Source organism: Ectobacillus funiculus, assembly GCF_004138295.1.
GTDB lineage: Bacteria > Bacillota > Bacilli > Bacillales > Bacillaceae_G > Ectobacillus > Ectobacillus funiculus.
In genome coordinates, this window is sequence record NZ_SCFM01000066.1 from 14,821 (window position 1) to 28,842 (window position 14,022).

The 14,022-nt window shown below is 37.3% G+C and carries 16 protein-coding genes; 5 read left to right on the forward strand and 11 right to left on the reverse strand.

Annotated features, from left to right (window positions below; genetic code table 11):
* Positions 1-63 precede the first annotated feature (63 nt).
* Complete coding sequence (locus EP737_RS23165) at positions 64-195, reverse strand: YjcZ family sporulation protein (protein ID WP_129731453.1); 132 nt, start codon at positions 193-195, stop codon at positions 64-66.
* Positions 196-235: 40 nt separating this feature from the next.
* Here EP737_RS23165 and EP737_RS26660 point away from each other — a divergent pair, with 40 nt between their 5' ends.
* The gene (locus EP737_RS26660) at positions 236-358 is read left to right on the forward strand and encodes a hypothetical protein (protein ID WP_281278923.1); all 123 of its coding nucleotides are present in this window, start codon (positions 236-238) and stop codon (positions 356-358) included.
* A 113-nt stretch (positions 359-471) separates the two neighbouring features.
* On the opposite strand, the gene EP737_RS23170 is transcribed toward EP737_RS26660, so the two are convergent.
* The 4 genes from EP737_RS23170 to EP737_RS26665 all read right to left on the reverse strand — a co-directional run bounded on the left by EP737_RS23170 (position 472) and on the right by EP737_RS26665 (position 3,160).
* On the reverse strand, positions 472-693 hold the full coding sequence (locus EP737_RS23170; RefSeq protein ID WP_129731455.1) for a hypothetical protein: 222 nt from the start codon (positions 691-693) through the stop codon (positions 472-474).
* Between the two features lie 412 nt (positions 694-1,105).
* The gene (locus EP737_RS23175; RefSeq protein WP_129731457.1) at positions 1,106-1,492 is read right to left on the reverse strand and encodes a DUF3967 domain-containing protein; all 387 of its coding nucleotides are present in this window, start codon (positions 1,490-1,492) and stop codon (positions 1,106-1,108) included.
* Positions 1,493-1,762: 270 nt separating this feature from the next.
* The gene (locus EP737_RS23180) at positions 1,763-2,344 is read right to left on the reverse strand and encodes a recombinase family protein (protein ID WP_129731459.1); all 582 of its coding nucleotides are present in this window, start codon (positions 2,342-2,344) and stop codon (positions 1,763-1,765) included.
* A 264-nt stretch (positions 2,345-2,608) separates the two neighbouring features.
* The gene (locus EP737_RS26665) at positions 2,609-3,160 is read right to left on the reverse strand and encodes a MerR family transcriptional regulator (RefSeq protein WP_129731461.1); all 552 of its coding nucleotides are present in this window, start codon (positions 3,158-3,160) and stop codon (positions 2,609-2,611) included.
* 404 nt (positions 3,161-3,564) lie between these two features.
* Here EP737_RS26665 and EP737_RS23190 point away from each other — a divergent pair, with 404 nt between their 5' ends.
* From EP737_RS23190 to EP737_RS23200, 3 genes are all read left to right on the forward strand, one after another.
* On the forward strand, positions 3,565-4,404 hold the full coding sequence (locus EP737_RS23190; RefSeq protein WP_129731463.1) for a DUF2935 domain-containing protein: 840 nt from the start codon (positions 3,565-3,567) through the stop codon (positions 4,402-4,404).
* Between the two features lie 254 nt (positions 4,405-4,658).
* Positions 4,659-4,853, forward strand: coding sequence for a YjcZ family sporulation protein (locus tag EP737_RS23195; protein WP_129731465.1), 195 nt, complete (start codon positions 4,659-4,661; stop codon positions 4,851-4,853).
* A 571-nt stretch (positions 4,854-5,424) separates the two neighbouring features.
* Positions 5,425-6,000: a hypothetical protein gene (locus tag EP737_RS23200; protein ID WP_129731467.1), complete on the forward strand. Its 576-nt coding sequence runs from the start codon at positions 5,425-5,427 to the stop codon at positions 5,998-6,000.
* Positions 6,001-6,280: 280 nt separating this feature from the next.
* Here the strand turns inward: EP737_RS23200 and EP737_RS23205 are convergent, their stop codons facing one another.
* A complete protein-coding gene (locus tag EP737_RS23205) occupies positions 6,281-7,381 on the reverse strand; it encodes a replication initiation protein (RefSeq protein ID WP_129731469.1) in 1,101 nt (366 codons plus the stop codon).
* A gap of 780 nt (positions 7,382-8,161) precedes the next feature.
* Positions 8,162-9,193 carry a DnaD domain protein gene (locus tag EP737_RS23210; RefSeq protein ID WP_129731471.1) on the reverse strand — a complete coding sequence of 344 codons (1,032 nt, stop codon included), beginning with the start codon at positions 9,191-9,193 and terminating at the stop codon, positions 8,162-8,164.
* Positions 9,194-9,852: 659 nt separating this feature from the next.
* Between EP737_RS23210 and EP737_RS23215 the strand changes: the two genes are divergently transcribed.
* The gene (locus EP737_RS23215; protein WP_129731473.1) at positions 9,853-10,053 is read left to right on the forward strand and encodes a hypothetical protein; all 201 of its coding nucleotides are present in this window, start codon (positions 9,853-9,855) and stop codon (positions 10,051-10,053) included.
* Positions 10,054-10,102: 49 nt separating this feature from the next.
* Here the strand turns inward: EP737_RS23215 and EP737_RS23220 are convergent, their stop codons facing one another.
* The 4 genes from EP737_RS23220 to EP737_RS23235 form a co-directional block, all read right to left on the reverse strand.
* Positions 10,103-10,744: a DUF2642 domain-containing protein gene (locus tag EP737_RS23220; RefSeq protein WP_246040354.1), complete on the reverse strand. Its 642-nt coding sequence runs from the start codon at positions 10,742-10,744 to the stop codon at positions 10,103-10,105.
* 39 nt (positions 10,745-10,783) lie between these two features.
* Positions 10,784-12,061: a hypothetical protein gene (locus EP737_RS23225; RefSeq protein WP_129731477.1), complete on the reverse strand. Its 1,278-nt coding sequence runs from the start codon at positions 12,059-12,061 to the stop codon at positions 10,784-10,786.
* A 280-nt stretch (positions 12,062-12,341) separates the two neighbouring features.
* A complete protein-coding gene (locus EP737_RS23230) occupies positions 12,342-12,479 on the reverse strand; it encodes a YjcZ family sporulation protein (RefSeq protein WP_129731479.1) in 138 nt (45 codons plus the stop codon).
* Between the two features lie 1,268 nt (positions 12,480-13,747).
* Entirely contained in the window at positions 13,748-13,951 is a 204-nt protein-coding gene (locus EP737_RS23235; protein ID WP_129731481.1) for a hypothetical protein, read from the reverse strand.
* Positions 13,952-14,022 lie beyond the last annotated feature (71 nt).

Here is a 14,022-nt window from a genome sequence, read left to right on the forward strand (position 1 = left end):
AGAAAACCATAACAAGAAGACCCCACAAGGATATTATGTGGGGTCTTCTTGTTATGGTTTTTATTAGTAGCCGTAACCGCCGTAGCCGCCACAGCAGACTATTGCACCGATAATAATAAGTAAGATAAATAGAACAAGGATTAGCGCAAATCCGTTCCCATGTCCATGCCCACAACCAGTTCCAACATTACTCATACATATTTCCCTCCTTGATATTTAGGAAAGAGGTTTAACTATGGCTTTTCATATAGGGTTCTTCATTGTATTCTTCCCAGTTGTATTTGGGCACATATCACAGATAAATGATGAAATCGCCTATTTTTCAAGTCAGGGGATTACTGAGAAGTCTTCCATCTAAAACATTGGCAATTGTGTTTCAAGAGTCTAATGACCAAAACGAGGAAACGAAAAAAGCCCCAATTTGGGACTTTTGGTCGACTTAACATTATAGGAAATATTTAAAGAGATGGTTTATCCAATGGTCCGGCGGCTGTTAGTCCGTCCATCCATTGCTTCATCATCTACTGGTTCGTCTACTGGGTCATCCACTGATCCATCGGACACATCAGAGGAACCCTTTGAAGCACTAATGACGGCAAAGAAAACAAAGATTACCACTAAAAGTGCAAAAATAGCACTTCCAATTCCCAAAGCTACCCCATTAAATCCCCAATAATCACCAAATCCATACATATTCTTGTTTCCCCTTAATTCTTTTTATAAAACAGAACGACCATATTTTTTATAGATATAAACTCATCATATGTAAGGAATGAAACTACGAGTTAGTCCCTTGTCTAAATAGGGGAAAGTTTGTATGTTGTATTCATGTTAAGTTAACATAATCCCTCATTATCCGAAGTAGCCATGCCCAGGGCATCCGCGCCAACACTGGGTTTCTTGCAATCTCCGAATTTATTACATATGCAGGATTTTATGCAATGCCCAAGCGATGCCCAAATGGCAAGGATTGTGGCAAATTTGCCATTTTATTTCCCGCGCTGAAATTGTATAAAATCCTGCATATTCTGTTATCTAAAGAATACAAGTGAAAGAGAACAGGATATTTGTTCATCACCTACCCAAACAAAAACACCCCTCTGATTCAGCGGAATGAGGGGTGTTTTTGTTTGATAAGGAATTCATTACTTTTTCCAAAATTCCCACCATTTTTTTGTTGTGCTGCAGCAATCATTCTTTTGGTTTCTTGGATCTCACGAACATGCTGTATGAGTAATTGATCTCGCTTTTCTAAGCGTTCCAGGATACGTTGCTCAGTACCAAGCAGCTCTTGCTTAATCTCTTGCAACAGTTCTTGTTTTAGCTTCCCTCGTTCAGCTTTAAGGTCTAGTTCTGGTGAGCGGGGGGTGTTTACTGGTACTTTCTTTCGCTCAATGGCATTCTCTAGCTTGCTTCCTTCGCTCTGAAACTTCTTAATTTTTTCTAATAAGAGCACGTCCTGCCCTAGAAGAATTTGATAAACTAGAATCAAATATCTTAAGCAAGGTACTTGTCTGGTTACAGACTGGTCCTTATCTAGTTTCCTGGGAACGGTTTATCGTGGTGGGTCGCCAAACTTCACACACGATAAACCGTTTTGCAATTCTACCATTCTCATTACAGTTAACACGACGAAAAACAGAATACCGGAAGCCTTATGCTCATTCACATAAGAGTAGTGATATTCTGTGATATTTACCCAAATATCCGTACCAAAATGTACAATGTCACTGATCCCAGAACAAAAAAGAAAGAGACTACATTAAGTCGTAGCCTCTTTTATCTTTATCTTCTCGATCTCTCTATACAAAATGGATTTACTTACACCGGTTGCCTCCTCGATCTCTCTAATGCTCATCTTATTAGTTTCTCTTTCCTGCCACAGCTTAACAGCCATAGCAACTTGCCCTTTCTCCTTGCCTCTTCTACCCAGCTTTACACCTTTATTCTTAGCATTGGCAATACCGGCTTGCCGCTTTTCTTCAAGTAGTTCGCGCTCATTCTCTGCTAGCGCTGAAAGGATTGTTAAAAATAGCTTCCCGTTTCTATGTGTTGCTTCCATACCTAATTCCACAATGTACAAAGTAATGTTTCGCTGGATCAGATCCTCAACTAGTTCTAAGAGCTGCTTTGTATTCCGTCCCAGGCGATCAACGCGGGTAACTATGATTGTATCCCCTTCTTCAGCCTCAGAAAGAAGCTTTTCCAGCTCTGGACGCTTGAATGTTTTACCCGTTGCCTTTTCTTCAATGATTGTGTCACACTTTCGCGCTTTTAACTGTTCAATTTGTGTATCTAGGTTCTGCTCCTTTGTACTCACTCGAGCATATCCGTATACAGTCATTCCAGTCGATCCCCTTTCCCGAATCTCCATAATTATGTATGTCTCTATTCTCAATATACGCATTTAATTTAGGGAATTCAATTAGGGAACCATTAAACCCAATGAAATAAGGACTTTAGTATCATTCCCTTAAAGTCTACTTTTAGGGAATACATGAGAAAATATGGACTCGGACACAGTGAAAAAAGGGAACCGCTAGGTCCCCGTTTACTTGCCGAATAGTCGCGCAAGGAATCCCTTCTTTTCCTCAGACGCAGCGATCATTCACTTTGTTTCTTGTTGCTCTCGGACCAAGCGTATCAACTCCTCGTCGCGCTTCGTCATTTTGTCGTCAATATATTCTTGCTGCTTTTCGAGCTGCTCCAGTAAGCGTTTGTTAAAGTCCTCTTGTGTAGATAAGTGCTCGATCAGTTGGGCGTTAAATCTCTCCTGCGTTTCCAAGCGACCGAGTAACTGCACGTTAAATTCTCGCTGCTGTTCTAGCGCTGTCGCTATCTCCCGCATACTATCGTACAACGCTGGTACAAATGGCGTCGTTTTGTCGTCATCCTTATCGTCCGCATCAACGGCTAGATACGTGGAGTTATCCCGCAGAGCTTTCTCGATCATCTCTGGCGGCTCGTTGTCGTCCTTCATACGCATGATAAGTTCGAGGATTCGTATCGAATTTTCATCGTAGCGGGTAGCGCGACCCTTCGTACCGCTTACTGTCGGTATGTAAGGCTTATAGGAATCCCTCCATGCCTGTAGGGTCGTTCGTGGGCGTCCTAATTTCCGGGCTATATCCGCAAGGGAATACGTTCTGATTCTATTGATTGGACCACGGGAAAATTTTTACGAGGATTTGAAACGATATCTTAAGTAATAAAAAATATGCAGGATTTTATGCAATTTTTCGGTATGCTGGGTAAGCAGTTGAAGCCGGAAAATCCGTACCACTAGGGTATCGCATAAAATCCTGCATATTGGCTTTTGTCTGAGAATGAGAGAAATCCAGTATTGGCGCGGATGCCCAAGGGAATCCCACTTCCGGTAATGCCATGTTATGTTAATCTCGCATGAATAACGTATACAAGAAAATGCAAAAAATTTTTTACACTTTTTTTACACACTAAAAGATGAGACCACTCACTAGGAGTGGTTTTTTTTCATGTTGGTATTTTTATATGTACATGTTAATAAGAATAGAGCAAACGAAGTATGTACTGAGGGGGGTAAGGATGAATAGAGATGAAGCCTCATTACATCCTGATACGGGTGTTACATCTGGAGTGTTTGTCGAGCGATCATTAAATGAAATACGTTTTTGGTCTAGAATCATGAAAGAGCATTCCTTATTTCTTCGATTGGGTTTTAGAGCGGAGGATACTCAACTAATCCAAGAGGCTAATCAATTTTACCAATTGTTTGAACACATCGAACAAATCGCACATTCCTATACAAATCAAACAGATCCTGAGCAAATAAGAAGATTTAATTCAGAAGTACAACAGGCTGCAACCAATATTTTCGCATTTAAACGAAAAGTACTAGGACTAATTCTCACCTGTAAATTGCCAGGGGCAAATAATTTTCCACTGTTAGTTGATCATACAAGTAGAGAAGCTAATTATTTTAGAAAACGTTTAATGGAATTAAATGAGGGTAAATTAAAAGCTCTTCCTGAAGCCATTATTAAAGAAAATGTCTTCTTCTTAAGGATTATGGCAGACCATGCTAAATTTATTGGTCATCTTCTTGATCCATCGGAAAGAAAACTTGTAGATTTGGCCCAGAATTTCAGCAATGATTTTGATCAATTGTTGTATCAAGCAAGAGATTTAGAATCTATGAGGCCACAATCTCAAACAGTTCCTCTTTTAGATCAATTCCTGGATCAAAATCGCGTGTCGGTCTCATCCCTTCGGGACTTCAAGAAAACGGCGCGTGATTTAATTGAGCAATGTAAAATAAAGAGTATCATTCATCCACTATTAGCAGACCATGTTTTCCGTGAGGCTGATAGATTCCTTGAAATAATCGATATGTTTGATTCTCATCTTACAAGTGGTAAATCATAATCTAGATAAAAGGTACGGGTAGGAATTGACCGCCAGTAACACTTGATTATGTAAACATGCCCCCTCCAGATCACTTTACTGGAGGGGGTTTTTATAAGTTTCTAGATAGAACGTAAAATTTTTTATAAAGGTAGGCTGTTTCATCATTTATCCATGATATGTACCAAAATACAACTGAAAAGAATACAATGAAATACCCTAGGTGAAAGGTCATAGTTGAACCTCCTTCCTAAATATCAAGGAGGGAAATATGTATGAGTAATTTTGATTGTGGATGTGGACATGGGGTTAGATGTGAATGCGGACATGGACATAGACATAGACATGGTAATGAATTCGCGCTAATCATTGTTCTCTTTATCTTACTTATTATTATTGGTGCAGTAGTCTGCTGTGGCGGATACAGCGGTTATGGCGGTTATGGTCACTGCGGTTACGGCTACTACTAAAAACTATAACAAGAAGATCCCACAAGGGTATTATGTGGGATCTTCTTGTTATAGTTTTCTTCAAAAAAATACCGTTGTGTTTTAGAGAAATATTACTGTCAGTAACGGAGATTATGTAAAAAAGCCTGTTCAATTGAGCAGGTTTCTTTTGTTCTTAACCATATAAATCCGTAGAAATCTACTTTTATAAACGGAGGAACTTCCGATAATGACATATTTACAGGACAAGCCACGACCATGCAGAGTATAATTCATTAAGATTTAAGTGTTATGGATAGCGCCAACACAGCACTAGGATAGCACCAACACAGCACCAGGATAGCACCAACACAGCACCAGGATAGCACACCAACACAGCACTAGGATAGCGCCAACACAGCACTAGGATCGCGCCAACACAGCACCAGGATAGCACCAACACAGCACCAGGATAGCACACCAACACAGCACTAGGATAGCACCAACACAGCACCAGGATAACGCTAACACAGCACCAGGATAACGCTAACACAGCGCCAGGATAACGCTAACACAGCGCCAACACAGCACTCCAAGGAGAGGATCATAACGCATGTACACCATACAAACCGTATTAGAACAACTAAAAGAACACAATGTTAAAGAAGTAAGCAAAGATTTAGCAATAAGCGATAAGAGGTTAAGAGCGGCACTACAAGCAGCTGGGTACCAATACAGCCAAAGCGCAAAAGCATGGGACTATATAGGAGAAGAACAAGAGCCATTAAATCGTGAGTTAATAGAGTTTATGTCCACAAACAAACCGCAAGCAGCCAAGACAGCGCCAAAAAGCAGACAGAAGGCAGACACCACCACACCAATTGACAGCCTAACGGCAGATGAAATAGCAGCAATACGCAGCATGTTAGCAGCATACAAGCAACAAGAGGGCGTTATGGAGGCAGCATCCACAGCACTAGAACAATACACAGACAGCACCAACAGTGCAGAGCAATTGATTATGCGGACTCGTACTGAAATACAGCCGGAGGAAAAGACCCGCAAAAGCGTGTATTTTAATAAGTCGATTAGCACAAAATTAGATCAGTTTTCTGAGATATATAGGATACAGAAACAAGACATTATAGAATTAGCTTTACGAGATTTTTTCAAACGATACAAAGAATAAAACAGCCTATACAGATACTTTTAAGAGTATCCAAAAATTTACATTTAACTACCCGTCACCTACTCGCTAACACTCCTTGAGGTGGGGGTGTTCTCGCCTATTTTTTGATAAAAAAAGAGCTGGTACGAAACCCACTCTTACTGTTTATTAAACTTATTGATCTACGGGCAGTATTTATAATTGATTTCTCCGTAGCTTGCGCTCAGGACATAAAAACCAGATATAAACGCTCCTCCAGTTTCTCCTTTAATTTTGGAAATTCCCTGCTAATAAATCAGTATTAAATAGCGGGGCTTTTTGTTTTTCTGTATTTTTGTAGCTCCTCCTCAAGACGTTTACGTTGCTCGATAAGGTCCGCGGTGTCATCAGAAAACCCTTGCTCCGCAGTTTGTTCACCCTTTTGGAACCATTCTGGCAGAATTTCTGTTCGCGTTGTTTGTTTTCCTTCACGAACAGTATGTTTCAGATGTTCGATTTGCAGATTGTGTTTAATCGCATATGTTGCGAAACCGAGTGGGTTTTGTATCGACCCTTCCGTCATAGCAAAGGTGAGAATATCTGTAATATATACTGCTGTATGGTGTTTTAGCCACCCAGAAATGATTTCATCACTCACAGTTAGGCTCAATCTCTTCAACACATCCTGTACTTCTTCAAATCCTCTTTCTATCTTTGTTTCGACTGAAGGCGAAGGTACAATCAGTTTTTCCTTAGAACGAATCACAAAACGAACGGATTCGACTTTCCTACTTTTCTTGATTTCAATGATATCAAAAGAGAGATCTGTTTTTTCTGCCAGTTCCTTTTGTGCCGGCTTTAACACCTTAAGCTTTAAGTTAGAGTATGCCGTGTAGCTAGAGTTCTCAAGTCCAAGCTTTTGCAAAAGCTCATCGAGTGTAAAGGTCCGTTCTCCAATCCTCTGGTACTGTTTCAGCAATTCGTACATGCGTATCGAGTAAGAACGTTTCAGTTTGACGACGTTTGAGAGGGGGTATGATGTAAAATTCCTTTTGAGTTCGAGCAGATACGGTTTCAGAAAAGGAGCAAATTGCATGTCCACTGTTCCCTGGTTTTCGTTATAACTGACATACGAAAGCCAGGACACCTGTACGACACGTTTTTCTAATTGGACTTGAAATGCTTTTTTCATCAAGTTTAGTGTGATCCGGCGAAGTTCTGTGTATTTGCTTGTGCCTTTTACGCCTAGCGTCTCGCAAAATTCTTTAATCGAAAGCGTGTAGGTCTTAAACTCCGAATCATTTTGCCGAATCTGACTTGCAAGTGTCAGAATGACTTTTTGCTCTAGTGCGGACAATTTAAAACTTGCTTCAACTAGTGAATTTGCTTTTTTCACAAGTGCTGTTTGTTTTGTATCATCCATACCATTCACTCTCCCTTTTTCTCTGAATCTATTGTCTCATAATCCTCTAAATCTTACCATTATTTTTAGGTAATAGTTCGCATTGAAAAAGTAATAGTTCACATTGAAAAAGTAATAGTTCTCATTGAAAAAGTAATAGTTCAGGAATTGAAAAAGTAATAGTTCACATTGAAAAAGTAATAGTTTAGGCATTGAAAAAGTAATAGTTCACATTGAAAAAGTAATAGTTCACATTGAAAAAGTAATAGTTCACATTGAAAAAGTAATAGTTAGGCGCTTAAAACCCTTGCGGGGCAAGGGTTTTAAGCGCCCGAAAAGGTTTAAAAGATTTAAAAGATTTAAAAATATGTGTTATAAAAACACACAAGGGGCTTGTGTATGTGAAACATCGAAAAAGTAAGACTTAGATTCTATGTTTCTAGTGCAAAAGAGATTTGGATTAATGATTGGTTGGATATAGCGAAATATGGGATAGGAACAGCCGTGTTTGTTGTTCCTATGTATCTATTATTCAAGTGGTTGTTTAAAATATTGGGAGTTGAAATGCCATAAAAAGATGTTTTTTTCCTGTTCTAAAAAGGAAAAAAATGTTAGTTAAAATACTAGCATTCTTTAAAGGTTTTATAAGTCATATTACCGAATTGACGCTATTACTCTATGGCGATATCTAACATGCTTTCTAAAGCCCCTATCTCCCTTTCTGAGCGTTCTTTTCATGGTTAGGTAATTTACATTGGTTGTTAGTTTAAAAACGCTCATAGAGGCGAATATGGCTATGATTTACGATCTTTTATACTGTTTAAGTTCTTCCTCTAAACGACGACGCTCTTCTTCAAGTGTAAGCTGTTCCTCTGTGGATGGAGCCTTTTGTTCTTCACGAATACTTTCAGCTAGGGCTTCTTTACGTGTAGTACGTTTACCATGCTTAACCTTCTTCTGTTGCTTTAGCGCTACCTGTTGCTGTCTAAAATTATCTTCATATCGTTCAATGTCTTCAATCGTCTGACATTCTGCAGCAACCCATTTAGAAACTGTTGATTTTATATACGCAATAGGTTTATTTGCTTCACCGGAAACAGCACGTTTGATAGCCTCTGTTACTAATATTTCTCCAACTGCTTCTACTAGCTTGGTAAGCTCTATCGATGTGTATTTCGTTATATTGAATTGAGATGAATATAATTCAAGCGAAGCGCTACCTACATACTTACTTTCTAAATCATTTAAAGAATTCTTTGGTAAAGAAATCTTTGGTATAGGTAGGGACAAAATGTCCCTATCGATAGGGACATTTTGTCCCTTTGGCTGTTCATGCGGGTTTGAAGGCTCTTCATTCTGTTTCGTACCATTTGAACCCTTGCTATTACTCATAGGGACATTTTGTCCCTTCGGTTTTAAAAGTAACTGCATTTTCTTTTCTTTATGTAAACTGCCTTCTTCCTCAAAATAGTTCCGTTCCGGCAGATTTACTAACAATTCATAGTCGATTCGGTACCACTTTGTTTTATCATAGGCTTTTACGTTTAAGTCTGTTCGTCCGATCAGTACACCTACTTCTTCTAACGATTTAATCATACGTTTGATTTTTTTCTCGTTCCAAAATGGAAAAAATTCCTGCCAGCCCCACCAAGTATTGTAGACCCACACATTTCCCTCTTTGAATGTACTAAAATCACTTCCCGATTGTTTACCTACAATCAAATAGTGGAGCTGCTGGATAAATAGAGCTTCGTCTACTCCTAATTTCATAGCAAGTTTCCGTTGTACAATTAGTGGGCTTTCATCAAATAATAGCTTCCCTGTGTTTTCCATAGCAAAAAGACCTCTTTTCCATTTTTAGAGTTGCGAAAAATGGTAAGAAGTCACGAAAGGATATAGTTGTAGCCCAAATAAACATATGCTAAAATTGCAGTAACATATGTTTTTAAAAAGGGTACAGTACACCCTTAGGTGACTGTGGAAGCCTTTATTCTCAAACTTTGGTCGGGGAGAGAATAAGGGCTTTGTCATTTTTTCGCACTATTTATTTCCTCAATCTTAGCATTGTTTTCCAGGCTAGTTCAATTAAAATATGAGGAAGGAGCTGCTAGAATAGCAACCCCCTCATCGATCTTACTCCTCTTCCCCTGTATACTCGTTAATCCCCTTTTTCGAGGGGATGGAAAAATAAGGTTTTGAAAGGTGATAATTCATTAGTGATCAATTGACTTATGGAATTGATCTACGATAATACGATAAGATTAAACAAATTTAATACTTCAAAGGGGAGTAGCTGTACAACAATAGTCGTCATTACGAAACGTTATGTTTCCGGCTTTGTTGGCAATATTAATTGTTAGCAAGACCTTTGCCTAAGTTTTTAGTTAGGTAAAAGTCTGTTTTTGTACATCCAACGCTTTTATCTACAAAAAAGATAAAAGCGTTTTTTGTTTTGTCATAGATTTAAAAATATTACGAGGAGTGATTAAATCATGTTCAAGAAACTATTTGATTCACTAACGAATAATAAACATAAGCATTATAGTAGCAGTGATTATAAGGGGAGAAGATCACATTCTTACAAGAGTTCTAGCAGCAGCGATGGTTATAGAAAAAGTCATGGTGACCATGGAAGTTATGGGCATCACCACTATAAGAGAAAAGGAAAGAGTGGAAGCTTTTTCAGTAGTTAAACAAGATAACTTCAAACAGCCCTTCAAAAGGGCTGTTTGGTAAGAATGTTTATGGGGCATGTACAGATTTGATATGAGTAAGATTCAAATGCACGGTTTCACCATTTGCAGCTATCAACTCAATTAGATTATTCTCTATTTTTTTTAGTAACCCTATTTTATCTGACTCCTCTCCCATATCAAAGACTACGAAGTTATTTTCTAATTTCTTTAATTGTTCTTTCCATGAAGCGGATGCGATAGTAAGAGAAGGCTTGACAGGTAAGAGTTCTTTATTGAGGGTATATGGGGTAATATTTTGATTGCATGGGGTTAACCATTTTAAATGATCTAAGGAAATATACATTGTTTTATATATAGGTGAATAAAAAACAAAATAATCATTTAACACATCTGTGATATAACCATGCAATGATTGATTTCCTAATACATGAATTTCAATAAAAAGCATTTTTGCATTTGTTAAAATAGTGTGATATGAAATAGATTCTGTTTGTTTAGGTAATAAAAATCCAGTAGGCTCACCAATTTCCTCATCGCTTCTACTAAGCTTGATTTTATGGACATGTACCAAGGGGATATAAAGATATCTTTGTCCATCAAATAATACTACAATATCATCTCCTATATCAGTGAGTATTCCGTCAAAATAAATTTCCGGGGTTATTTTTACATGAATTTTTTTATTCAATAACTGTTTTAAGTTGTCCAAAAAAAGCTCCTCCGTACACTAATTATTGTCTAATTGTTTTCTTAGATGTTTTTCCCATAAGCTGTCATACCAACGCCACCATTGATCCATGTTGTTCTCCCGTTGGCTGTTATTCTCTTGATCATTATTCTCTTGATCATTATTCTCTTGATCGTTATTCTCTTGATTGTTATTCTCTTGATTGTTATTCTCTTGATTGTTATTCTCTTGATTGTTATTCTCTTGATTGTTATTCTCTTGATTGTTATTCTCTTGATTGTTATTCTCTTGATTGTTATTCTCTTGATTGTTATTCTCTTGATTGTTATTCTCTTGATTGTTATTCTCTTGATTGTTATTCTCTTGATTGTTATTCTCTTGATTGTTATTCTCTTGATTGTTATTCTCTTGATTGTTATTCTCTTGATTGTTATTCTCTTGATTGTTATTCTCTTGATTGTTATTCTCTTGATTGTTATTCTCTTGATTGTTATTCTCTTGATTGTTATTCTCTTGATTGTTATTCTCTTGATTGTTATTCTCTTGATTGTTATTCTCTTGATTGTTATTCTCTTGATTGTTATTCTCTTGATTGTTATTCTCTTGATTGTTATTCTCTTGATTGTTATTCTCTTGATTGTTATTCTCTTGATTGTTATTCTCTTGATTGTTATTCTCTTGATTGTTATTCTCTTGATTGTTATTCTCTTGATTGTTATTCTCTTGATTGTTATTCTCTTGATTGTTGGTACTACTGCTGTTTTTATTATTATCGTTGTTTTTGTCATCTTTGGAATCGTCGGGACTTTGTTGGTTATTGTTCGAATTGCAATAGTCCCAGCACATATTTTGAATGTGGAATTTGGAGACGTACAACACTTCATCGTTAACCTCAAGTATAATATGCTTTGTATCACGTCCAACTACAGTTCCTTTTATCTTGCCTGGTCCTTTGTTAAATTGAACTTTCTGCCCTTTTAAGCGGTCAATAACATCAACGAAACGTCTGCCTGGTACAACAATTGGATAGTTTAAATTTTTGTTGTTGTCGTTATTTTCATTTCCATTATCCTCTGTATTGCTATTTTCTTCGGAATTGTCATCTTTCTGGATAAGTGTATAGCCTTTGATATGATGCAATGGATAATAGTATACTTCTTTATTGCATTGCAATACACAATAGTCTAAACCTACTTTAAGAAGTATTCCCTCTCCTTTCTCGGGTCCTCCAAAGTTACATTGCACTGTTGAACCAATCATGGATTTTAGATTTTTTGTGTATTTATTTATGTGATTGTCAGCTTGTTGATAAAACAAGATAACTTCCTCCTTAAGGAAAAAATTTACTATATTACTGTTTATATAAGATATTCATCATCTTAGGACAAGATGTAGGGTAATTGACCAATAAAAAAAATACGCGAATAAAAACATTTCTGCAGGTATTACAAGAAAATGTTAAAATTTGCGTGCTATCTCTTATACAGCAATTTTGATAATACAAGTTTTGTTTTTCTTGTTAGTTTTACTGAGCCATAGAAAAACCCCTGTATGAGCGAGCATACAGGGGTTTTAGATATCTAATATTTTTTCTGATTTACCAACGGCCAACGAAAGCAGTACCTACTATAATTAATAGGATAAATAATACGACGATTAGTGCAAATCCTCCAGCATAACCACCGCAGCCGCCACAGCCGCCGTAACCACCGTAACCGAAACCATAACCATACATATATATATGCCCCCTTTTCCTTTTTATAAGGAGGAAAAAACTCTTTGTCACGGATATAGAATATTGTATGTTTTAGGGGATTCTTGGAGCCAGTCTATACTGTAAATAAAGTATTTTAATTATGTTAGAGGAATAGAAATTTTTCCTTTGTTCTACCCAGGAATCTTTGCTAATGACCTAAACAAAATACTCTGGAATGACTCGGTCCATGTTTTATTAAGAAAATAAATAGGCTATTTCACCTATTTATTTGTAAGATGTATCCGCGTCAACTCCCCCCCACTTAGCTACGCTTGTGAGTGACCAGCAGTACTGACGGTCTAAGACCTCCTACCTTGGAGTGTCCTCTGCATCATGGGCGTATTGACGGTCGCCCTACTACAAGAGACATGCCCAAGTAGCAACCGTTATGCACGGCATTGCCTAGTAGCAGTACTCAAATTTCCACACGTACTAGGCAGACGAGTTACGTCTAAGATTTTACGGTTGCAACGTATTCCTGCAACCAACCTCATATCTTAGGTTGTCAAAGAACAAAAAGAGTGCCTGTAGCGACGATTCGCTCAACGGTTCATCTCTTATCCAAAATGATACCGTAAAGGAGGAAATGTAGCATTGGATTGGTTTGTGACGCAAAAACGCGCATTCCTCCCCGACTTACTCATTGGGCTATGCCCTTCACATTCCTTGAAGTCGGGGGATCCTGCACGAAAAATCTGATGAACTTCCATAGTTGACGATGAATACCCTATACATGTGAAGTTAACATAATCCGGCATTATCGGCATTCGATGTATCTAGAAACTTATAAAACCCCCTTCAGACCACGCTTACTGAAGGGGGTTCGTTATCTAACTATTTTCTTAGTTTCTGTTGTTATAGTATCTTTGTTGCATTCTATATATCCATGAATTTCCGTTACTATTACTACGACTATTATTGCTGTTATTTTCTTGGTTGTTGTATCCCTGATTGGATCCGTGATTATATCCTTGGTTGTTGTTATCATTTCCAGACATATTCTACCTTCTTTCATTTTTATTATTAAATAAAACCTAATAAAATTTAATGAAATATATGTTATTAAATGTTCTTTTGCTTGTATGCTTATCCATCATTATCTTATATCCATCTAGCTTTATGTTGTTTATATACTCTATTCATGTCAAGTTAACATAACCCCATATTATCGGAATTCAATGTATCTAGAATCCTATAAAAAAGCCCTCCAGTAAAGCAATCCGGAGGGCCTTTGTGTTCATTTAATCCTAGTATTCTTTATACTTCTCTTCCTTATAATCCCAATATACCTTTTTATACAAGTCTTTCCAGTGCTTTTTATCATCGTCTTTCTCGTCTTTCTTATGATCACAACAATTTACATGTACATTTATTATATTAACATTCTTATTAGTTTGTTCTTGTTCCTGTTCTTGTTCCTTTTCCTTTTCTTGTTTATCATCATTAGCCATATTTTTTTCCCCCTTGAATTTATAATAGTATTATATTAAAGATTAGTATTTTTGATTCCATGCTTGTCCCT